Annotated in this window: 15 protein-coding genes and 1 pseudogene; 4 read left to right on the top strand and 12 right to left on the bottom strand. The window is 38.0% G+C overall.

Annotated features, from left to right (window positions below; translation table 11 throughout):
* From AB7942_RS28475 to AB7942_RS28525, 11 genes are all read right to left on the bottom strand, one after another.
* Nucleotides 1–271 (bottom strand): IS110 family transposase (locus tag AB7942_RS28475; protein WP_369449463.1); only part of this gene is annotated, 271 nt, incomplete at its 3' end.
* Between the two features lie 1,067 nt (nucleotides 272–1,338).
* Complete coding sequence (locus AB7942_RS28480) at nucleotides 1,339–2,301, bottom strand: tRNA dihydrouridine synthase (protein ID WP_369449464.1); 963 nt, start codon at nucleotides 2,299–2,301, stop codon at nucleotides 1,339–1,341.
* A 556-nt stretch (nucleotides 2,302–2,857) separates the two neighbouring features.
* Nucleotides 2,858–3,559, bottom strand: coding sequence for a response regulator (locus AB7942_RS28485; protein ID WP_088087293.1), 702 nt, complete (start codon nucleotides 3,557–3,559; stop codon nucleotides 2,858–2,860).
* 52 nt (nucleotides 3,560–3,611) lie between these two features.
* The gene (locus AB7942_RS28490; protein ID WP_369449474.1) at nucleotides 3,612–6,290 is read right to left on the bottom strand and encodes an ATP-binding protein; all 2,679 of its coding nucleotides are present in this window, start codon (nucleotides 6,288–6,290) and stop codon (nucleotides 3,612–3,614) included.
* A 12-nt stretch (nucleotides 6,291–6,302) separates the two neighbouring features.
* Nucleotides 6,303–6,869 (bottom strand): K(+)-transporting ATPase subunit C, encoded by a 567-nt coding sequence (gene kdpC, locus AB7942_RS28495; RefSeq protein ID WP_369449465.1) that lies wholly within the window; start codon nucleotides 6,867–6,869, stop codon nucleotides 6,303–6,305.
* 10 nt (nucleotides 6,870–6,879) lie between these two features.
* Nucleotides 6,880–8,937: a potassium-transporting ATPase subunit KdpB gene (kdpB, locus tag AB7942_RS28500; protein WP_369449466.1), complete on the bottom strand. Its 2,058-nt coding sequence runs from the start codon at nucleotides 8,935–8,937 to the stop codon at nucleotides 6,880–6,882.
* Nucleotides 8,938–8,952: 15 nt separating this feature from the next.
* Complete coding sequence (gene kdpA, locus AB7942_RS28505; RefSeq protein WP_369449467.1) at nucleotides 8,953–10,635, bottom strand: potassium-transporting ATPase subunit KdpA; 1,683 nt, start codon at nucleotides 10,633–10,635, stop codon at nucleotides 8,953–8,955.
* A gap of 574 nt (nucleotides 10,636–11,209) precedes the next feature.
* Nucleotides 11,210–12,454 (bottom strand): serine hydrolase domain-containing protein, encoded by a 1,245-nt coding sequence (locus AB7942_RS28510; protein WP_369449468.1) that lies wholly within the window; start codon nucleotides 12,452–12,454, stop codon nucleotides 11,210–11,212.
* A gap of 887 nt (nucleotides 12,455–13,341) precedes the next feature.
* Nucleotides 13,342–15,828 (bottom strand): heavy metal translocating P-type ATPase, encoded by a 2,487-nt coding sequence (locus AB7942_RS28515; RefSeq protein WP_483310944.1) that lies wholly within the window; start codon nucleotides 15,826–15,828, stop codon nucleotides 13,342–13,344.
* Nucleotides 15,829–16,001: 173 nt separating this feature from the next.
* The gene (locus AB7942_RS28520) at nucleotides 16,002–16,322 is read right to left on the bottom strand and encodes an ArsR/SmtB family transcription factor (protein ID WP_088087285.1); all 321 of its coding nucleotides are present in this window, start codon (nucleotides 16,320–16,322) and stop codon (nucleotides 16,002–16,004) included.
* Between the two features lie 427 nt (nucleotides 16,323–16,749).
* Nucleotides 16,750–18,654 (bottom strand): APC family permease, encoded by a 1,905-nt coding sequence (locus tag AB7942_RS28525; RefSeq protein WP_369449469.1) that lies wholly within the window; start codon nucleotides 18,652–18,654, stop codon nucleotides 16,750–16,752.
* A 602-nt stretch (nucleotides 18,655–19,256) separates the two neighbouring features.
* Between AB7942_RS28525 and AB7942_RS28530 the strand changes: the two genes are divergently transcribed.
* A complete protein-coding gene (locus AB7942_RS28530) occupies nucleotides 19,257–19,388 on the top strand; it encodes a hypothetical protein (RefSeq protein WP_369449471.1) in 132 nt (43 codons plus the stop codon).
* Nucleotides 19,389–19,647: 259 nt separating this feature from the next.
* Here AB7942_RS28530 and AB7942_RS28535 read toward each other — a convergent pair.
* A pseudogene (locus AB7942_RS28535) lies at nucleotides 19,648–19,947 on the bottom strand (recombinase family protein); the annotation flags it as partial.
* Nucleotides 19,948–20,590: 643 nt separating this feature from the next.
* Here AB7942_RS28535 and AB7942_RS28540 point away from each other — a divergent pair.
* From AB7942_RS28540 to AB7942_RS28550, 3 genes are read left to right on the top strand one after another with little or no spacing between them, the layout of a single operon-like run.
* Nucleotides 20,591–20,932: a PadR family transcriptional regulator gene (locus AB7942_RS28540; protein ID WP_045524374.1), complete on the top strand. Its 342-nt coding sequence runs from the start codon at nucleotides 20,591–20,593 to the stop codon at nucleotides 20,930–20,932.
* Nucleotides 20,925–21,407 carry a hypothetical protein gene (locus AB7942_RS28545; protein WP_369449472.1) on the top strand — a complete coding sequence of 161 codons (483 nt, stop codon included), beginning with the start codon at nucleotides 20,925–20,927 and terminating at the stop codon, nucleotides 21,405–21,407. The genes AB7942_RS28540 and AB7942_RS28545 overlap by 8 nt, the downstream gene beginning before the upstream one ends.
* The gene (locus AB7942_RS28550) at nucleotides 21,404–21,931 is read left to right on the top strand and encodes a permease (RefSeq protein ID WP_369449473.1); all 528 of its coding nucleotides are present in this window, start codon (nucleotides 21,404–21,406) and stop codon (nucleotides 21,929–21,931) included. The genes AB7942_RS28545 and AB7942_RS28550 overlap by 4 nt, the downstream gene beginning before the upstream one ends.
* The last annotated feature ends 186 nt before the right edge of the window (nucleotides 21,932–22,117 follow it).

The following is a 22,117-nucleotide window of genomic DNA, read 5'->3' on the forward strand; positions in this document are numbered from 1 at the left end:
ATAGGTTAATCCAGTAATGGCCTGTAGGCTCCATACCTACTATTGCTGCATCTAAGTTTTTTAGTCTTTTTAAATTATGAATCCAGTTTAATAGTTTAACGAACCCCTCTTCATTATTTTCGAATGTAAGAGGATCTCCAACTACAATTCCACGGAAGTTAACTGCTCTGGCAACGTGTAGTTGTTGAGCGATATCCACACCAACAATAAGATGTGTATCGGAAATTCTTTCTATTAGTTGATTTTGTTTGTCCTGCATTTTAAAATTCATAGTAGGGCTTCCTCCTTAAGATTCTGAGTTAGATTGGACTCTATACTCGTATCTTACTGAGAGGCTCTATTTTTTTCAAACCTGATATTTAACAATCTACAGGAATGCTATACTGCCCAGTTAGTTTAAGTACAGGATTTCACAATCTTACTATAATAATGGTTCACTTTGCCTGAATTGACAGCTCCTCCTCTCACATTAAATATCAGACCAGACCAACTAGTTGAATAGCAGTAATACCTACCTTTCCGTTGCAACAGTAGTAATGGCTGGTAATTGCTGTAGTATTTCCTTAGTTATTACTGTATTTATCTCGGTTTTATTAATAGTTAATGCCGGTATTAGAAGTAAGACAACTGAATGTCTGATTTTCAACATGTTCCAATTAAAATTAGAACGTAAGTAGTTCTCTTTAATCGAGTTTTTTACAATTGATTTACCCAATCGGTAGCTTGGCTTGCTTATATTTATTAAAAACTGCTAATCGAACCATTCTATAAAGAAAAAAGACTCCACTCCCAAAACTTACAACCTTGTGCAACGAAAAAATGGTCAAATCATTTATCAAATTAAAGTTTAAATAGCCGTTTGAATCAACTAATGTTCCACCATTATCTAACCAATAAAGTGAACCTTTATTCTCAGCATCTGGTTTAATAACTAGACTGCAACCATCAAGTCCATACCCTATTGGATACCATCCAGGAGGATAATCTATATATTTGGGAATAACTCCGATTAGTAAAGACGCAAAGAAAGACAGTTACTGATACCACTCAAATTACGGAAAAACAGCCTTATCGCTAATGGACAAGGCTGTTACTCTCATACCAATTCAATTTTCGCCACAGCCTCACAAAGTGCAGAGTGTATGTGGCAACACAAGGGTGCTGGTGGGTTTATTACATTCTTGAGACCTTTTTCTTTCAGAAAACAGACTTTATCAAAACAAAAGTTGCCGGCTGCAAAGGAACTTGAAACTGAATAAAATAAGTACACATGAGTTGATGTGATTCATTTTTTCTCTAACTTTTTGAGAGTTACATCATTTCACTGTCCCCGTCCCATCAACATTCTTTTCCAAAGTTATCAAGCAATCCACGCACTTCATCTGTTGATTTCGTGTTCATCAATTGATTTCTTAATTCACCAGCTCCACGGAATCCTTTGACATAAATTTTGAAAAAGCGATGAAGCCCTGTGATTGAACGTGGCAGTGCTTCCGCATATTGATCTTGAAGATCAAGCTGCAGTCTTAAAAGATCAAGGTATTCTTTACTGCTATGCTCTTTTGGCTCTTTTTCAAAAGCAAAAGGATTTTTAAAAATACCTCGCCCGATCATAACGCCATCAATACCATATTGTTCAGCAAGCTGCAGCCCAGTTTGACGGTCAGGAATGTCTCCATTGATTGTTAATAGCGTATTTGGTGCGATACGGTCACGTAATTTTTTGATTTCCGGAATTAGCTCCCAATGCGCATCTACTTGGCTCATTTCCTTTCTTGTACGTAAATGAATAGAAAGGTTCGCAATATCCTGTTTTAAAATATGCGTTAGCCACTCCTCCCACTCATTTACATCCTTATCGCCAAGTCGTGTTTTCACGCTGACAGGCAGTCCGCCCGCTTTTGCTGCTTGAATAAGTTCTGCCGCAACGTCTGGACGCAGAATAAGTCCACTACCTTTCCCCCTCGATGCCACATTCGGTACAGGGCAGCCCATATTAATATCGATGCCTTTAAATCCTAGCTCTGCCATGCCAATACTCATTTGACGGAAATATTCTGGATTATCCCCCCAAATATGTGCCACCATTGGCTGTTCATCTTCTGTAAAAATCAAACGGCCACGCACACTTTTCATGCCCTCTGGATGACAATAGCTATCTGAGTTTGTAAACTCTGTGAAAAATACATCCGGTCGACCGGCTTCACTTACTACGTGACGAAAAACAACATCTGTCACATCTTCCATTGGTGCAAGTACAAAAAATGGTCGTGGTAAATCACGCCAAAAATTATCTATCATTTCAAACTCAAATCCTCTCACTATGGATACAACTTCAAACTCTCGGTCAAAAAATATAAAGCCAAATGTTCCACTTCTTTTACACTTATATCATGCTAAATAACTTATTATCAAACACAAGTACATTTGGACATTTATAATTTGTGAAAAACTATTGTGAAAACCGGCAATATTTATTTTAACGAAAATCGGTCCTGAATGGTATTTTTATAAACAAAAAATCAGATGGTATAGATTTTTTCTTTATCAACTGCTTTTCTATTATACCAACTCCAACCACGACCGCTTCACAATGTGTGGAGTGTAATTGACAACACAAAAGGGATGTTGGTGGGTTTATCAACATTCTTTGAATTTTTTTAAAACAAGTACTTTTTCAATAAAAGCACCCGTTAGCTAAATAAGAAATCAAATTAAATTTGCTGAGTAGAGAGCAAGTATTGCATCAACAGCGTGACTGCCCCATTATAATTTAAAGTTTATTCTCATTTCCAGATAGCCTCTTTGTGTTATTTTTTTTCTAAAGCAAAAAAACAAGTTATTTTCATAGCTTGTTTTAAATGCTTTCTATCATTCTATACCCAACACCCATTTCAGTTAGAATGTATTTTGGCTCAGCAGGATTTGATTCTAATTTTCTGCGGATATTTGCCATATTGACTCGTAATGCTTGCGTTTCATTGGTGTATGGTCCCCATATTTTTTTAATGATAAAGTCATGTGTTAACACTTTGCCAGCATGCTCAGAAAGCAAAGTAATGATTTTGTATTCAATTGGAGTAAAATGAACTTCCTTCCCTTTGATAAGAACTTTTCGCTTCTCAAAATCGATTTCAAATTCTCCAACGCTAAACTTTTTGAGACTTTGATCATCACTTTCTATAGCTTTCTTATTTCGCCTAATAGCAGTCCGAATTCGAGCAAGCAACTCTGAAGTGCCAAATGGTTTTGTAATATAATCATCCGCACCCAGGTCAAGCGCTTCTACTTTTTCCCGTTCATGCCCACGAGCTGATACAACAATAATAGGCACCTCGCTCCATTGTCTAATAGCTTTTAAAACCTCGATTCCATCAATATCTGGCAATCCTAAGTCCAACAAAATTAAATCAGGCGAATGAGAAGCCATCATTGAAATGGCTTCATTTCCCTTTTTAGTTTTTATGATTTGATAATGATTTGAAGTTAATATAGCAGAAATAAAATTGCTTATACCTGCTTCATCTTCAACGATTAAAATCAAAGTTTTATACACCATTTTACACAGCCTTTCTTTAGCTTACCTGTTATTTCTGAACCTGGTTTACTTGTTATGATAGTGGTAAAGAAAATCGGAATACTGCTCCACCTGACTTTCGGTTTTCTGCACTCATTTTACCTTGATGTGCCTTAATAATTGACATACAGATGGAAAGACCTATTCCCATCCCTCTTGATGAATCGGCACTTTTCTTTCCATTTGGTACAAAACTTGTAAATAAATATGGTAAATCTTCAGCAGCAATTCCTTCTCCGTTATCAATTACCTCAATTACTGCATAATTCTTATTCTTTTTCACATTTACATCAATTGCTGTATTGTTTTGTGAATGTTTGACCGCATTTTCAAGAAGATTAATCAGGACCTGTGCAATTAATGTGCCATCCATGGGAACAATTAAAAGTTCATTAGGTACCTTTACAGAAATATTGCTCTCTGGAAATCTCTTTCTAATTCGACTTACTGCTTCTGCAACAATTTCCTCCACAGCCTCCGGTGATTTGGAAACATTCATTGTTCCTTCATGGATTCGTGTTACAGACAACAAGTTTTCTACCATTCGAATTAACCATTGGGAATCTTCTATTATGTTCGCAATCAAATTGTTTTTTGTTGACTCATCAAAAGATGCTTGATTTTCGAGAATGGCAGAACTCGCACCTAGAATAGCGGTTAAGGGTGTTCTTAAATCATGTGAGATTGCACGCAATAGATTACTTCTCATTTTCTCTTTTTCAGATTCTACCAGAATTATGCGCTGTTCATCTGATAAATACTGGCGTTCTAAGGCCATTGCTACTTGTGCAGTAATCATTTGTAAAAAAAGACGATCATCATGATCGAGAAGGCTTTTTTCACAGGATATTCCCATTACACCAAGTATCTTTTTTTGTGATACTACAGGAAAATAATAAGCTTTTGCTCCCATTAGTGTGTCAGTTCCAGCTCCAGCTGGTTTGTGGTTAACAAATACCCAATGTGCGACTGCTTTTTCACTCTCAGATTGTAAAATGTCGTCCTTTATCTCCTCTGAAAATTGCTTCAAGTAACCTATTGTCCCGTTTTCGGGATCTTCTGTGTAAAAAATTACTGTTCGATTGAACAGTTTAACTACATATTCATTTGTCAGATTCACAATACTATCAAGCCCTCTGGCAGCTAACAACTTTTTGTTTATTTCATAAAGAACCTCTGTCCGACGCTCTCTTTCTACAGCAAGTCTTGCTTGTGTTTTAATACGAACCGTCAAAGCACTTGCGAACAATGCGACTAACAACATAATGAAAAAGGTAACTGGATATCCTGCTTGAATAGCATTAAATGTGTAATAAGGTACAGTAAAAAAGAAATTAAATGCTAGAACACTTAAAAATGAAGAAACTATACCATAGAGATACCCTATTGTGATTCTAGAGATAACGAGTACCGACAGAATATAAACCATTATCACATTTTGTTCACCGATTCCAAGCGCACGAAGTTCAATTGAAACAATAGTTGCTAACATTAATAATACAATAGACTTAAGAGCATCTCTCCAAAAAAACTGTACTTGACTACGGAAATGAAATCTTCTCGTTTTTCTATATGGTCGGAGTGTGTTACTATCAGGAATGATATGAATCTCCAAACTTGGTAAAAGCGATATAAGCTGGTCTTCAAAATCCATTTCAAAGACGTTCTTAAATGATTTCTTATTTCGACTCTTACCAATCACAATATTCGTGATACCTGATAGCTTTGCATATTCTGCAACAGCTGTTGCAATATTGTCTCCATTAATTGTTACAATTTCAGCACCTAATTTCTCTGCTAAATCCATATTCATCCTAAGCGATTTTTGTTGTTGTTCTGTAAATCGACCACTATCCATATTTTCTACATAAACAGCTACCCAAGGTGCATGAAATGCTTCAGCCGTCCTCGCAGTCCATCTAATGCATTTCGCTGACGAAGGAGAGGGACCAATACAAACTAGAAGTTTTGTATTGGCCATTTTAGCGAAACTACGTCGTGTATTCAGGTTCTCATGGCTGATTCTATCCGCAACTTTCCGCATGGCTATCTCACGTAAAAGTCGAAGATTTTCCACTGTAAAAAAGTTATTAATAGCTGTTGCAACTCTGTCAGGGCTATATATTTTTCCTTCTTCAAATCGTTTTAATAATTCTACAGGATCAATATCAATCAGTTTTACAGAATCTGCGCGATCAAAAAAGGTATCTGGTACAGTTTCTCTTACAGTAATCTTTGTAATATCTTGAACAATATCGTTCAAGCTTTCAATATGTTGGACATTTACGGTTGTATATACATTTATTCCAGTATTCAAAAGTTCCTCAATGTCCTGATATCGTTTTTTGTTACGAAGACCATGAGCATTAGTATGAGCAAGCTCATCAACTAAAATGAGTTCAGGCTTCCTGATTAAAGCTGCATCTAAATCAAATTCCTTCAGCTCTATGTTTCTATAAGAAGTCTTTTTTGAAGGTAACATTGGCAAACCTTCAAGAAGTTGCGTGGTCTCTGGTCTTGTATGCGGTTCAACATATCCTACTAAGACATCAACACCATTGCCAAAATGTTCTCTTGCCTCGTCTAACATCGAATAGGTTTTTCCTACACCTGCTGCATAGCCAAAGAAGATTTTTAGTTTACCAACTTTCTTTTGTTGTTCAAGTATGTCTTCTAAAAGCTTATCCGGATTTGGACGTTTATCTTCTTGCATCATACGAAATCACTATCCTTTATAGAGACCATCAAGAGCTAAATTTACCTTTAAAACATTTACCCCAGGTTCTCCAATGAATTCTAGAAATCTGTCGGTAGTATATTGATTGATGATTTTTCTAACATTATCTTCACTTATTCCTCTTGTTTTTGCAATTCTTGACACCTGGTATTCAGCTGCTGCTGGTGAAATATATGGGTCGACTCCACTACCTGAAGCTGTAACTAAATCCATCGGGATATCAGATTTGTTGTCTGGATCAAATTTATGCCACCAATCAATTCGCTCTTGGACAAGTTTTTCTTGTTCAGCGCTAACAGGTGAAAGATTTGTTGTATCTATTGATCTCCCAATTAAATATTTTGGTTCAGTAAATTTTTGAGCAATTAATTCGGAACCAACGTCCTTCTTTGTTCCATCTTTTAGTGTAACCGTGACAATGCTTCCATTTGATTGGTTTGGAAATATTAGTTGAGCAATTCCAGTTACAACACTCGTATACACCACACCACAAAGAATTGTCATTGCAATAAAAATAAATAAAGCTGGTCTAAATGTTTTTGATATGTTTGTCATCAGTACCACCTCACACAAGACCGCTTACGGTCAGAATCATATCTATCATTTTGATTGCCAAGAAAGGTGCAATTACTCCACCCAGACCATAAATCAAAATATTTCTTTTTAGTAGCTTTCCAGCTGGCAATTCACGATATTTAACACCTTTTAATGCTAATGGGATTAAAAAGACAATGATTAACGCATTGTAAATGATCGCTGACAATATCGCGCTCGTTGTACTTGTAAATCCTAAAATATTTAGCGTTGTTAATTGAGGAAATATCCCAAAAAACAGAACTGGGATAATAGCAAAATATTTTGCCACATCATTTGCCACACTAAATGTGGTTAAAGCGCCCCTTGTCATTAAAAGCTGTTTTCCAATTCTAACTATGTCAATCAACTTCGTAGGACTAGAATCTAAGTCAACCATATTTCCTGCTTCTTTCGCTGCTTGTGTACCACTATTCATTGCCACTGCAACGTCTGCTTGAGCCAATGCAGGTGCATCATTCGTTCCATCACCCGTCATTGCTACTAAATGTCCCTTTGCTTGGTAATCTCTAATCAGTGCTAATTTGGCTTCAGGTGTAGCCTCTGCCAAGAAATCGTCTACACCTGCTTCTGCTGCAATTGCTGCAGCTGTCATCGGATTATCACCTGTAATCATGATGGTTTTGATACCCATTTTACGCAAGTCACCAAAACGTTCCTTAACACCGTTTTTAACAATGTCTTTTAAGTAAATAACACCCAACACTTTTGTGTTTTGTGCAACAACCAACGGTGTACCTCCAGCTCCTGCAACTCGTTTGACAATTTGGTCACATTCAGATGGGTATTCCCCACCCTTTTGTAGAACATAGTTTTTAATTGCGTCAACAGCCCCTTTTCGGATTTCATTTCCCCCAAAATCAACACCACTCATTCTAGTTTTTGCTGAGAATTCAATGAAGTTTGCATTTAATTGACTAAGATCTCGACCACGAATATCAAACTTTTCTTTTGCAAGAATAACGATACTTCTGCCTTCAGCTGTCTCATCTGCTAAGGAAGAGAGTTGAGCTGCATCAGCTAATTCTCTTTCTTCAACATTGCAAACTGGAATAAACTCGCTTGCTTGACGATTTCCTAGTGTAATTGTCCCTGTTTTATCTAATAATAGGATATCCACATCACCAGCAGCTTCAATAGCACGACCACTCATTGCTAAAACATTCGCTTGATTGAGTCGGCTCATGCCTGCAATACCTATTGATGAAAGTAAGGCGCCGATTGTTGTAGGTGCAAGACACACTAACAGAGCAATAACATTTGTAATTGAAATCGCAGTACCCGTACCTGCTAACTTACTTACAAAGTTCGAAAATGGGAGTAGTGTAGCTGTTACAACAAGAAAAATAATCGTCAATGTAACCAAAAGAATTTGGAGTGCAACTTCATTTGGCGTTTTCTTTCTAGATGCACCTTCCACCATAGCTATCATTTTATCAAGAAAGCTTTCACCTGCCTCTGCTGTCACTTGAATGATTAACCAATCTGAAACGACTGTTGTACCTCCTGTAACAGCACTTCTGTCCCCACCAGATTCACGAATGACAGGCGCAGACTCTCCAGTGATCGCACTCTCATCAACAGATGCTGCCCCATCAATTACCTCACCATCCATTGGGATCTGATTACCAGCACTGACAAATACAAGATCACCTTTTTTCAATGTGTTGGATAATACTTCAGTGTACTCATCGATATTAGTTGCTGATTTTAACTTCTTTGCTTTTACATCCTTTTTCGCACTGCGTAGACTATCTGCTTGCGCACGGCCACGTCCTTCTGCAATCGACTCTGCAAAATTAGCAAATAAAACTGTAAACCATAAAATGAGCGCAATGGCTAAGGTGTACCATGAATTCTCATCTTTGATCCCCATGAAAGAAAGAATATATAGAAATGTTGTAAAGATTGCTCCAATATATACCACCAACATGACAGGGTTTTTTAACTGTACACGAGGTGATAGTTTTACCAAAGACTGACGAAATGCGTCATTCAAAATACTCTTGTTAATATGCTTTCCATTCATCGTTTTCACCTCAAATTAATGTGTAAAATAATCTGCAATCGGGCCCAAGGCTAAAACAGGTAAGAAACTGAGGGCTCCGATTAAAAGAATGACTGAGACTAATAATCCAACAAACATGGTATTACTAGTTGATAAAGTTCCTTCACTTGCAGCAGTTGTTTTCTTCCGAGCAAGATTTTCTGCCAGATAAAGAATAGCTCCAATTGGAATAAAGCGAACCAATAACATCACAATTCCACCAATAATGTTTGTGAAAACTGTATTGGATGTGAATCCACCAAATGCACTTCCATTGTTATTAGCCATTGAAGAAAAATTATAAAGGATTTCTGAAAATCCGTGTGCTCCTGAATTGTTAAGCCATGACGAAGCAGCTGGCATAGAAACTGCAAGTGCTGTACTTAATAGTGTTAAGAGCGGTGGTGCAAGAACAATTAAACAAACCATCTTCATATCAAACGGTTCAATTTTCTTACCTAAATATTCAGGGGTTCGCCCAACCATCAATCCTGCGATGAAGACAGTCAACATTACGAAAGCCAACATTCCGTAAAGCCCGCTTCCTACACCACCAAAGATTATTTCCCCCAATTGCATAAGGAACATGAGAACCATGCCAGAGAGTGGAGTAAAACTGTCATGCATGGCATTCACGGAGCCATTTGAAGCTGCAGTTGTTGCTGTACCCCATAAGGCTGAAGCACCTACACCATGAATGACTTCTTTTCCTTCTATACTTCCTGAAGTTGCTACTCCATGAAAAACTGGTGCAGCAAATTGCTCACTGATGGTTACAGCTACGATTGATACCACAAATAGAATCAGCATGGTAATATATACTGATTTACCTTGTTTGCTATCATTTACTGCTTTCCCAAATGAAACACAAAGTGCAGCAGGGATAATTAGAATAGATAGCACTTGTATAAAGTCGGAGAACGATGTTGGATTTTCCAATGGAAAAGCTGAGTTCATTCCAAAAAATCCACCACCGTTTGTACCAAGTTGTTTTATTGCAATCTGACTTGCGGCAGGTCCTAATGGAATAATTTGATTTACACCATTCTCCAACATCGAAACAACTTTATAATGAGCAAACGTTTGCACCACACCTTGTGAAGCAATAAGTAGTGCCACAACTAGCGACAGAGGAATCAAAACATAAAGTGTTATTCTCGTGATATCTACCCAGTAGTTACCTATCTTTTGTTCTTTTTTGAGAATGAAACCTCGAATCAGTGCGAATAGAACAGCGATACCTGTTGCCGCTGAAACAAAATTTTGAACTGTCAGTCCAATAGACTGGGTCAAATATGATAGAGTGCTCTCGCCAGAATAGGCTTGCCAATTCGTGTTAGAAACAAAACTTGCTGCTGTATTGAACGCTAGATGCCAACTAGTCCCCTTCATCCCTTCAGGATTTATAGGAAGGAAACCTTGAATCATTTGTAATCCCCAAAGAAAGAGTAGCCCTATTGTGCTAAAGGTCATAACAGAAACTAAATATTGTTTTGCTCCCATGCCTTCTACATTCCAATTACCGATGAATTTATAAACACAATTCTCTACTGGCGATAAAATTTTGGTCAAAAATACTTTTTGACCAGTCATCACCTTATAAATATAAACACCTATTGGAATTGATAATCCGACTAAAACAGCAATAAAAAAAGTATCTTGTAAAATAATATTGGTCATAGATTTTCACCCTTAAATAAGACGTACAACAAGTAAACAAATAACGACATACCTACAATTCCAGCGAAAAGTAAAACGGCATTCACCTTTACAACTCTCCTTTTCAATTTTTCCAACTTCACTAAATCGTCGGAAAATTAATCAATTTATCTTCTTGAAATTATTTTATTGAATTTGGAATAAAGATAGTGTTCAGATACTGGAGGATGGTGTAAAGATTCTGTTAAGACTTGATAATAAAATTAATATGTACACACAATTTTTTCTTCAAGCAACCTATTATGAAAGAAAAAAACCAGTAGATTATTCTCTACTGGTTTAACACCTATATAGCCACCACAAAAAACGGTATGTGTTCAGTTTATGAAATTGGTACCACCGAAGGTTAGAAAATCATTGGGATACTAGCAATGGAACGTACCACTCCATTATTGTTATAAATTAACTCATCTGGATCAATCGCCAATTTTAAATCTGGGAAGCGTCTAAGCAAATTACCAAAGGCAACTTTTGCTTCCAATCGGCCGCCAGGGGGCTGACCGTTGGGTGTCGTGGGTTGAGTGCGGGCTCGGTGTTAGTCTTCGATTGCCTGGTAGACCGTGGTCCAGAAGTCGTGGATAAGCCGCGATGAATCCGGAGTGGACGCCCCGACCTGGGTGAGCAGGATTCCGGTGAGCTGTTTGTCCGGGTCGGCGTACGTCGCGGTGCCGCTTCCGCCGTCCCAGCCGAACTGGCCGATGGACGCGTAGTCACCACGGTAGGTGCGCACCGCCATCCCGAAGCCCCAGCCGCCGTGTTGCCCTTGGCCGAATGACACATGGACGTTGTTGCTGGCCATGGCGTTTCGGGCGGCTTGTTGCTCGGGCGTGAGGCGGTTGGTGGTCATCAGCTGGACGGCGGGCCGGGACAGGATCCGTTCGGTCCCGTGCATCCCGTGATTCAGAAGCATCCGGAAGTAGGCGTGGTAGTCGTCGACGGTGGAGACCAGTCCGCCGCCGCCACCCTGGAAAGCCGGAGGCTGGCTGTAGCGTCCCCCCTTGGCCTCGTCCCACACGATGAACTCTCCGGTCTGCGGGTCGGGGGCGTAGAGGGTTGGCAGCCGGTCGATCTTGTCGGCGGGCACGTGGAAACCGGTGTCCTTCATGCCCAGGGGGTTGAAGATGCGTTCGCGCAGGAACGTCTCAAACGACTGGGCCGTGACCCTGGCGACGAGCACGCCGAGTAGATCGTTGCTGATGTGGTACTGCCAGCGCTCTCCGGGCTGGTACATCAGCGGAAGCTGGCCAAGGCGGCGCATCCACTCATCCGGCTCGGGCACCGGCTCCGGTAGATTGGGTGTGAGCCCCTGCTCGAAGATCGCGTTCATGATCGGAGTGCCTAGCGTCGTCATATCCATGCCGAGCCCGAACGTGGAGGTCAGCAGGTCCCGTACGGTGATCGGCCGCCGCGCCGGCACGGTATCGTCCAGCGGGCCATCGATCCGCTTCAGCACCCGCCGGTCGGCGAGTTCCGGCAGCCACTGCTCTACCAGGTCATCCAGCCGCAGCCTGCACTCGTCGAGCAGGATCATCGCCGCCGCTATCGCAACCGGCTTGGACGTCGAGGCCATCCGGAAGATCGTGTCCCGGCGCATCGGCGCGCCACCGTCATGGCGCATCGTGCCGATCGCTTCGACGTGTGTCTCACCGTGTCTGCTGACCAGAGCAACGAGCCCAGGAATCTTCCCGGAATCGACATACCTTGCCAGCACGTTGCGCATTCTGTGCAGCCCTGTTTCGGAGAATCCGCTGTTGCTTTGTCCCGTTGTAATCTTTTTCATTTGGTCTCCCTCTCTTTACTTTTTTATCAGCCAAATTGTTCTACAAATTCTCTTTTGTTATCAATGCTTGAAAGCGTGTTCGATGCATCAAAGAGACTGAATAGCTCCCACCTCCACGATCCCAAATTATGTATATTCTAGAAGTAAATACATATTCCTTCTTCAACTATCCTGCCACGTTAGCGGAACAAAGAAAGCGACTGCCATAATTGAACAATCGCACCCGTTAGCTGAATAAAGCATAATATTTTTTCTTCCTTATTTATCCTTAGAATGGATTTTCCCCTTTTATAAAAGGGATAAAAACTACATAATTTGAACCAATAAAAGTAAGCCAAAAGAATACCGATGCAAGCCGCTTTTTAAAGAGAATACTTTCCTTAGATATACACAAAACAACAATCAACGTGTATAAGACGAATAAAATATAAGAAATTCCAAACCAGTTCACCCATACGTTTCCAGTAAATAAAATTCCAAAGTTCTCGTAAATAGGTCCTAATATATATATTGTGAAAAGTAAACCAATTGATAAGATTGCAATAATTTAAATCAGTCGAAGTACAACTTTTTTCAATTCATCCAACGAAATCAACCCCAAATTGAAAATCTCTTAATGATACTTTATTCAACATTTTCAAGGGTATGTCCTTGGTATATTTGAAATTATTTATTGAACTAATCTGCCACGTTAGCACTAAAAGAAAAGCCGTCAAAATGACAGCTCCGATCTTTAACTCTTGCACCCGTTACTTTAAGTACAATTCTTCACAATCTGCTTTGTGTATCAAACCAGAAAAGGGCGATGCCTTGTTAAAGCATCGCACCGAATAATGGAATACGTAAATACACCAAACTAGATTAACCTTGGGATATATAAATCGTTTTTAAACTTTAATTTTCAATAGGCGTAGTGCATTTAAAATTACAATTATGGCAGCACCAGTATCACTTAACACAGCTATCCATAATGTTAGCCATCCAGGGAAAATTAAAGCTAGGGCAATAAACTTTACAATTAATGAAAACCAAATGTTTTGTTTAATTATTTTTAATGCTTTTCTACTTAATTTGATTGTATGAGGTAGCTTTTCGAGATTGTCCGCCATTAAAACAATATCTGCTGTTTCCATTGCTGTGTCTGTACCGGCACCACCCATTGCAATCCCCAAATCAGACGTTGCTAGTGCTGGAGCATCATTTATGCCGTCTCCAACCATCGCAACCCTATAACCTTCTTTTTGTAATTGCTTAATAGAATTTACTTTATCTTCTGGCATTAATTCAGCAAAATAACGGTCAATTGGAGCTTCAGAGGCAATCACTTTAGCTGTTCCTTCATTATCTCCAGTCAACATTATGGTTTGATTAATGCCAACTTGTTTTAAAGCATTTAAGGCATTAACCGTTGTCTTACGTAAAGTATCAGAGACAGCAATTATACCCAATAACTTTTGTTCAGTACCAATAATAACTACTGTTTTTCCTTTTCTTTGAAACTCTTCTTCTATGGTTTTTATATTGCCTAATGAAACATTCATTTCTTCAAACAGTTTAAGATTTCCTGTATAATGAATGACTCCACCAATAGTAGCCTGAACCCCTTTTCCAACTATACTTTTAAACAACTGGCCATTCTTTGATTGTATGCCCTTTTCTTTTGCATAGTTTACAATTGTTTTAGCTATTGGATGAGTTGAATAATCCTCTAATGTCAAAGCAAGGGATAATAACTCGTCTTCTGAAGTGCCTAGAGCCTTTATTTCAGAAACCGTAGGCTTTCCTTTAGTTAATGTACCTGTTTTGTCAAAAGCAATGGCATTTATAGATCCTGCGATTTCTAAGAATGATCCACCTTTAATTAGAACACCATTTTTAGCTGCATTGCCGATTGCAGATACAATCGTTACAGGTGTCGAAATAACCAGAGCACAAGGACAAGCAATTACTAATAGTTCCAGTGCCTTATAAAACCATTCTCCCCAAGTACCTAATCCAAGAAGGGGAGGTATCACCATAATAGCTATTGCTAATACGAAAACAATAGGTGTATAAATACTTGCAAATTTATCGACAAATGCCTGTGTAGGTGCTTTTTGTTCTTGAGCCTCTTCTACCAAGTGAATAATCTTTGATATGGTAGTATCTTCAACTAACTTAGTTACTTTAATTTCAAGAGAGCCACTCTCATTTATCGTACCGGCATAAACTGTATCACCAATTGCCTTATCAACTGGTATTGACTCTCCTGTGATAGGAGCTTGGTTTACGCTGGATACACCTTGAACAATTTCTCCGTCTAATGGAATTTTATCGCCTGGTTTAACAATGATTATCTGACCAATTGAAATCTCTTCAACTGGCTTTTTAACCAATTCAGTGCCAATTAACACCCACGCTTCTGGTGGAGCTAAATTCATTAAATTTCGAATAGAATTTCTTGTCTTCTCGATTGATCGATTCTGTAGAACAATACCCAATGCAAATAACCAAACAACGGTTGCTCCTTCTAACCATTCACCAATTAATGCAGCACCAATTGCCGCAGCTGACATTAATACATTCATATCAAGTGAACGGCTTTTTAAAGCATAGTAAGCACTCTTCACAGGCTTATATCCAGTTAATACGATTACTATCGCGTACAAAATATTGCTCATTAATGTTGAGATACCATTGTATGACCCAATAAACCCTAGAGCTATTAATACCCCAGAAAAGATGATTAAACCATTTCCTTCGTAATTTTTAGGAGCTTCGGGAGCTTTGCTACTCTTCGTAAGCAATGACGCTTTATAACCGATTTTAGCTGCTTCTGAAATGATATCATCAACGCTATTGTCGTGATCAATCTTCATTTTTCCAGTAGAAAAATTCACACTTACTTTTCTTACTGAAGGTAAAGTATTCAAATGGTTTTCGATACTTTTTGCACAACTACCACAATCCATTCCTTCGATAGTGTACGTCCTCATATTTTTGTTCCGTTCAAGTGATTCGACCGTATAACCAAGTTTTTTAATTTGATTTTCAATTTGATCAAAAGAACCGATATCTCCAACCACCTGTAGTTTTGCTGTGCTGTAGTTCACTGTTACATCTCTAATCCCTTTTAAAGCACTTAACCCTTTTTCTATTGTGACACCACAAGCTGGACAATCCATTCCGTGTACACGATATACAACTTTTTCTTCAGAAGTAGCTGGCGAAAGAGGACTGTCTTTTGATAGTTCTTCAACCTTGCTGCTACAACAAGAGCTTTTGGGACCGTTAGGTTTTTCTAAGGCAATTGAATCACTGCTACAGCAAGAGCTTTTTGCCTCATTAGGCTTTTCTAAAGCAAGAGATTCACTGCTACAGCAAGAACTTTTTATCTCATTAGGTTTTTCTAAAGCAAGAGATTCACTGCTACAGCAAGAAGTCTTTACTTCCACAACATTTTCTAATGCTTTTAAGTTATCGTTGCAACAACTTTTATTTTCATCTATATCATTTTTCTGTATTTCTTTAGAACTGCAACATTTATCAGCCAAAGTACTTCACCACCTTAATCGATATGATTCTCACAACAAGCTATATCAGTTTGCACTTCTTCGAACACTGTGTGGAACATTTTTAGCAACTCTCTTACTTGTTGATTTCGTAAGCTATATTTAATGTATTTTCCGTCTTGTCTGCCAACAATAAGCCCACATCCTTTTAAACAAGCTAGATGTTGAGATATATTTGATTGCTTGCCATTGAGGTCCTCTACAATTTCTGAAACAGTTTTTTCTTGTTCTTTAATTGATTCAAGAATTTGAATCCTTGTTTTATCTGAAAATCCCCTTAGAAACTTTACCTTCAAATCAACATCTGTTTTTGCCATCGGTAACTTTACCTCCAGTCATATTAGACAGCACTAATATGTTCTAATATTATCATATTAGCAACCACTAATATGTGTGTCAAATATTAAGTGAAAATTGAAATAATTGTTTTTGTTCAATTACAGTAGCAGTAGATGTCAGTGGTGATGTGAAATAAAAAATTTGGGAACTACTCCTACTCCGGTGCCAAAATAAAAACAAGCAAAAAAGCACGCACAAAATTGTGAGTGCTATTAATATGTACCCTTTTTATAAATTTTTTTGAATGCTTCTTCAACAAAACTACTTCGTTTGTTGAAGAAGAAAAGGAGATGCCGCAGCACCTCCCATTCTTAAACTCAAGCACTCGTTAGTGAAAAAAGAAGAAGGCACACCTTTTTGGGTAATTCCTCACATTAAAAAAACTTTAGATTTCATATGCCTTTTTTACTTTTTTAGTTGATACGGTACAGTAGTGATCACTACATTCTTATGGCGAAGAAACCAAAGTCGCAATTGAAGGGCAGTTTGATTATGCAACAAATTATGCCACCATTTTTTAGGTATAAACTGTGGAATAATCAAATGTATGTGCCCTTCGCCCTTCTTTTCTTCCACTACTTTCATAAAACGATTAAGTGGTTCCAATACTGAACGATATTTACTTCGAAGAACAACTAACCTACATGGCGAACCCCATTTTTCCCATTTTTCCTCCATTTTAACAATTGATTCATCATCAAAACCCACGTAAACAGCAATCATATTACCGCCCAAACTTTTAGCAAAAGATAGTGTATTATTAACTACTCTGTGGACTCCTGAAACAAGTACAATCGTTGTTACTTCTCGCATTTCTGGAAACTCTTTATCAATGTCTATTCGGAGATCTTGTGCCACAAAGTTATAATGGCGACGTATAGCTAAGGATAATAAAATTATTAAGGGCAATACCACTAAGACAAGCCATGCTCCACCGGTGAACTTGGTGACGGCAACAATAACCGTAACGATGGAAGTCACAATCAACCCAACAATATTAACGGCTAATTTAATTTGCCAACGTGAACCCTTTACTCTAAACCATCGGCGTACCAAACCAAATTGTGCAATTGTGAAGGAAAGAAAAACACCGATTGCATAAAGCGGAATTAAAGCATGGGTTTCTGAATGGAAAGCTAAGATTAATACGCTTGCAGCCGCTGCTAATGCAATAATACCGTTCGAATATGCTAAGCGATCCCCTCGGTTTGTTAGGGCACGGGGTAAAAAACCATCAGCCGCGACAATCGCAGATAATTGTGCAAAACCTGTAAAAGTTGAATTTGCCGCCAATATCAATACAATAAATGTGAACCAGATGATAATCTGATATAAAATTCCATGACCGACATACATTTCTGCTAACTGAGATAACATCGTGTTTTCAGATGAAGGTGCAATGCCTTTGATATATAACAAATATGCAAAACCTAAAAGAGTAAACCCTGTAATCGCTCCTAAAGTGATATATGCTTTTATGGCTCCTCTTTGTTGAGGATCCCTAAAAACGGGGACTGCATTTGAAATCGTTTCGATTCCTGTTAGTGCCGAACAAGCTGAACTAAAAGCTTTTAGGATTAGTAATATGCCTAAACCTTCAGGCACTGTACCAAATGGAGGGGTAGGCCCCTGGACAAATCCATGTTGCAATGCATCGAATCCACCAGTAAAGATTAATAAGAGCATACATAACATAAATCCAATGGTAGGCCATGCAAATATTTTTGCTGACTCAGCCACACCACGCAAATTCATAATCAATAGCAGAAATACAATTGTAATCCCTAATTCTGTTCGGAAAGGTTCAGCGGCAGGATAAGCAGAGGAAACTGCTTCTAAGGCTGCTGATACAGACACGGCAACGGTCAGAATATAATCAACCAACAGGGAACTGGAAGCTATTAGCGAAACCCATTTAGCCTTGAAATTATCTTTCGCAATTGCGTATGCTCCGCCACCACTAGGATAAGCTAAAATCCCCATAATGTACGAGGAGATTAAAATAGCTAAAAGAGTAATTGTTGCAATAGTTATGGGGATGATTAGCCATTTTCCCTCTTCTCCAAACCTGGCAAGTTCAATCATCCCTGCTTCTGGTCCATAAGATACTGAAGAATAAAGGTCAGCAGCAAGGATTGGTAAAGCGATGAACCATACAATTTTTGTGTGTTGTCCTAAAAGTTCAGCGGTTCGCATTCGGCGACCGATTAAAAATCGTTTAAGACCAGCAAAGTTGGTAAATGCCATCCAAATAAGGGATACGGCTATAATGAATAATATTATTTCAACCCAATGCCTTGGATCATTCATTTAAAATTCTCCTTATCGTCTTTATTAATAACAGAAATAAAAGGTGTTCACTAAAGTATTTCCTTTTCCCTTAATGAAAACAAATACTGGACGGTTATATTAAACTACATTAGATGTATGTTGTTCCCTAAATTAATAATATTTATCAATCTTTTCATATCATTTTGAGTTTCACATATTCCCACATGCTCAATCCACACAGTGTGCCTTGTCTTTTGTACGCAAGTGATCGTACAAGGAAAGTTTTTACTAGACTGGAATTAATGATCCCAAATTTATTGCATTAAGAATATTTTGCGGGCTTTTGAAATATCTATACCAAATACAAAAATCAAACTGGGTGGGTTCCTCCTTTTTCCATTTTTATCAAAACAAAAAGACCTCCGAAATCGAAAGTAAGCTTTTCCTGTAAAAAGAGCACAAAAAAAGCCCCCTGAATTAGGCGTCTTTAGACCTCTTTCGCGTTAGCCAACGAAGTTAGCTGACGGGTAGGATGGCGAAAGAGATTCACATCCCTTCTACATAGTTGAAATTTGTTTAATACTAGTTAAAAAAGTAGAATATGGGCAAAGTATGAATAAGTGAACTAAGGAGTGATAAAAGTGGAACAAGTATGTACTGTTTGTGGTGATGGAAAAGATGATAGTGAAAAAGAAGATATAACAGTTTTAATAATCTGTGAAACGTGTCTAGATAGTGATAATCTTCATCCTTATTTAGATAAAATTTTCTAATTCATTTGTTTCACTTTAAAGCGGAAGGGAAGTATGTTTGTTCACACTCGCCTATTAACCTACACAATTGATTAAATGTTAGTTCCTATACGTAATTGCTACAGTTCTGTGACCCTAAATTAATTATGGCTTGAACAAGATACGGAAGGGAAAGTCACAAATTTTAAGACTGCCTTTCTCGTTTTTAGCTAACCGATTTATAAGAATGGAGTCTACCTTATACGGGGACTGGTGAATATAAGAGCACAAAAAAAACAGCTTATTCTGCCGCCTGTTTTCTCTTCGCCCGTATTAATGTACTTTTGCTAATGCCAGTTATCTCTTCGACTTGCGTATATGAGTGCGTAGCTAGTAGTGCCAGCGCATGCTCAACTTGCTTCTTACTAAACTTGTTCGGTCTACCTTCTCGAAAGTCGTCTCGCTGCTAAGCGATTGCCTTGCCTTCTTGTGTGCGCTCTACAATCATATCTCTTTCGAACTCTGCAAAGCCGTTCATAATCGTAAGTGTTAGCTTTCCTGTCGGCGTGTCTTCGATTAGCCCACCCGTTACCCCATGTACGCCTCTTTTAACGCATTATTTAATATTGTGACATTTTGCTTAAGTTATTTCTTTAACCCCAACACTACATAAATATAGTACAGTATTGCAATAGTAATCCCAAAACCAATGACTAACCAAAGAAGGTCGAGGTCAATGAAAATAATAATCATCCCCTTTTTATTTATGATCCCATTAACCTATTCTATTGACCAAATAAATAATCCTTCTTCAACTATACTGCCTGTTAGTGGATCAAGAAAAGGAGGTGCCGCAGCAACCCCGATCTTCAACTATTGCACCTGTTAGTTTAAGTGCAATCCTTCACATTCTAATTTCTTATTAAATCAGTAAAAGACAAAATTCTTAAACCATCAATATGTTTCTGTCATTCTAAATTATAAGGGAGTCATAGGTGATAACTATGGATTCCTCTTAAACAATATCCCCGCTTGTTCTGCCATCACACGAGATGGAACTGTAATTCCATTCTTAAGCTACCATCCAACTAACCCTACGAAAGCTGAACTGAAAAATTGAACAAAAAATTTTTAAAAAAGGACATACTGTCAGTGACATATTACTGTTGATAACAGTATACTGTTATCAACAGTAAGGTATTGCCATAAAAATTTTACATTTAAATTAGGAGGTTATATATTTCATGAAACATACAGGGAGACATACAGGTGCATTTCTTCTGCTGTTTTTAACAGAGGGAGATAGCTATGGAGGGAAACTCCTGCAGAAATGTGAAGAAGAGCTTCCCATCAACCCAATTGATAGTGCCATTCTTTATCGCACATTAAAAACATTAGAGAAAGAAGGTGCTGTTGAGTCTTATTTGGACACATCTAATCAAGATAAGCTGATAAAAATGTACAAAATTACTACAGTTGGAAAAAGAAAATTAGAAGATTTTCAAATAGATATAGAAGAAAAAATGAAGAACTTATCATTTTTCTTAAATAAATACAAAGAATGGAAGGAGTCTAATCATGATTAATGGTGCTATCCTTTACTCTATGGCTATCATTCTTCTCAGTATTTCTTTTATAAAAGATCGAAATAAAACAAGAAATGCTCTATTAAAGTCATGGAAAAGCTTTCGTAATATTATACCTGACATGTTATCAATTATGCTTTTCGTTGGGCTATCACTATCTATATTAACTCCATCCTTAATTTCTTCAATCATTGGAGAAAAATCTGGATTGACAGGTATTGTTTATTCAGCATTAATTGGTTCTATTGCACTAGTTCCAAGCTTTGTTGTATTTCCTCTTGGACACACATTAGTCCAAAATGGTGCAGGACTCCCTCAAGTAGCTGTATTAATGTCTACATTAATGTCCGTAGGAATCACAACTTTACCTATGGAACAAAAGATATTTGGGCGAAGTTTTGCCTATTCTCGCAACGTATCTGCAGTAGTAATGTCTCTAATATTTTCATATATTATTTGGGTGGTGATGGGATGAATGAATTAAAAAGGTATCCTTTCTTTTTCATTTTATTATTTGGGCTCATTATCCTTACCTCTATAAACCAATCGGTGGGATGGAACGCATTTCAATTAACAGGAAAAAGCATTTTAGATATGCTGTTTCTACTCCCCCCTGTCTTAATATTCGTAGGTTTGCTTGACAAATGGGTGGAGAAAGAAACACTTAAAAGATATATGGGAGAAAAATCCGGCATCTACGGCCTTTTGTTCTCCCTATTATTAGGAGTAATTGCAGCTGGTCCCCTCTACGTAGCTTTTCCAATTGCGGCACTATTATTAAAAAAAGGAGCAAGCATACGCTATATTGTATTTTTTTTAGGAGTTTGGACAACTGCAAAATTACCGGTTATTGTATATGAATTTGCTTCATTTGGAGTTAAATTTACACTCATTCACATTTGTTTTGGTTTGTTATTTTTCTATTTAATGGGTATTATTTTTGAGAAATTTTATAAGCATCGACAATTGTTAAAGTATAATATAACTAAAGACGTTTAGATTTAGATCGATAAATCTTTAACCACTCAATCCCAGATTATTTTGTAGCTGAACCTGCTAACCTGCTCCTTTAGTTGAACAAGAAAAAAAGCCTTACTCCTTATTGAAGTAGTCGAGTAGAAGGGAGCCTTTCTACCTTGCGGTAAATTGTACTCCACCCCCCTCACAGAACCGTGCTTGCACTAT

It is taken from the genome of Neobacillus sp. BF23-41, from assembly GCF_041106275.1.

What these genes read in the sequence shown, in the direction of transcription:
- AB7942_RS28485 (WP_088087293.1), bottom strand. Translation starts at nt 3,559, where the DNA reads ATGGTGTATAAAACTTTGATTTTAATCGTTGAAGATGAAGCAGGTATA.
- AB7942_RS28525 (WP_369449469.1), bottom strand. Translation starts at nt 18,654, where the DNA reads ATGAATGATCCAAGGCATTGGGTTGAAATAATATTATTCATTATAGCC.
- kdpC (WP_369449465.1), bottom strand. Translation starts at nt 6,869, where the DNA reads ATGACAAACATATCAAAAACATTTAGACCAGCTTTATTTATTTTTATT.
- kdpA (WP_369449467.1), bottom strand. Translation starts at nt 10,635, where the DNA reads ATGACCAATATTATTTTACAAGATACTTTTTTTATTGCTGTTTTAGTC.
- AB7942_RS28490 (WP_369449474.1), bottom strand. Translation starts at nt 6,290, where the DNA reads ATGCAAGAAGATAAACGTCCAAATCCGGATAAGCTTTTAGAAGACATA.
- AB7942_RS28550 (WP_369449473.1), top strand. Translation starts at nt 21,404, where the DNA reads ATGAATGAATTAAAAAGGTATCCTTTCTTTTTCATTTTATTATTTGGG.
- AB7942_RS28540 (WP_045524374.1), top strand. Translation starts at nt 20,591, where the DNA reads ATGAAACATACAGGGAGACATACAGGTGCATTTCTTCTGCTGTTTTTA.
- AB7942_RS28510 (WP_369449468.1), bottom strand. Translation starts at nt 12,454, where the DNA reads ATGAAAAAGATTACAACGGGACAAAGCAACAGCGGATTCTCCGAAACA.
- AB7942_RS28545 (WP_369449472.1), top strand. Translation starts at nt 20,925, where the DNA reads ATGATTAATGGTGCTATCCTTTACTCTATGGCTATCATTCTTCTCAGT.
- AB7942_RS28480 (WP_369449464.1), bottom strand. Translation starts at nt 2,301, where the DNA reads ATGATAGATAATTTTTGGCGTGATTTACCACGACCATTTTTTGTACTT.
- kdpB (WP_369449466.1), bottom strand. Translation starts at nt 8,937, where the DNA reads ATGAATGGAAAGCATATTAACAAGAGTATTTTGAATGACGCATTTCGT.
- AB7942_RS28520 (WP_088087285.1), bottom strand. Translation starts at nt 16,322, where the DNA reads ATGGCAAAAACAGATGTTGATTTGAAGGTAAAGTTTCTAAGGGGATTT.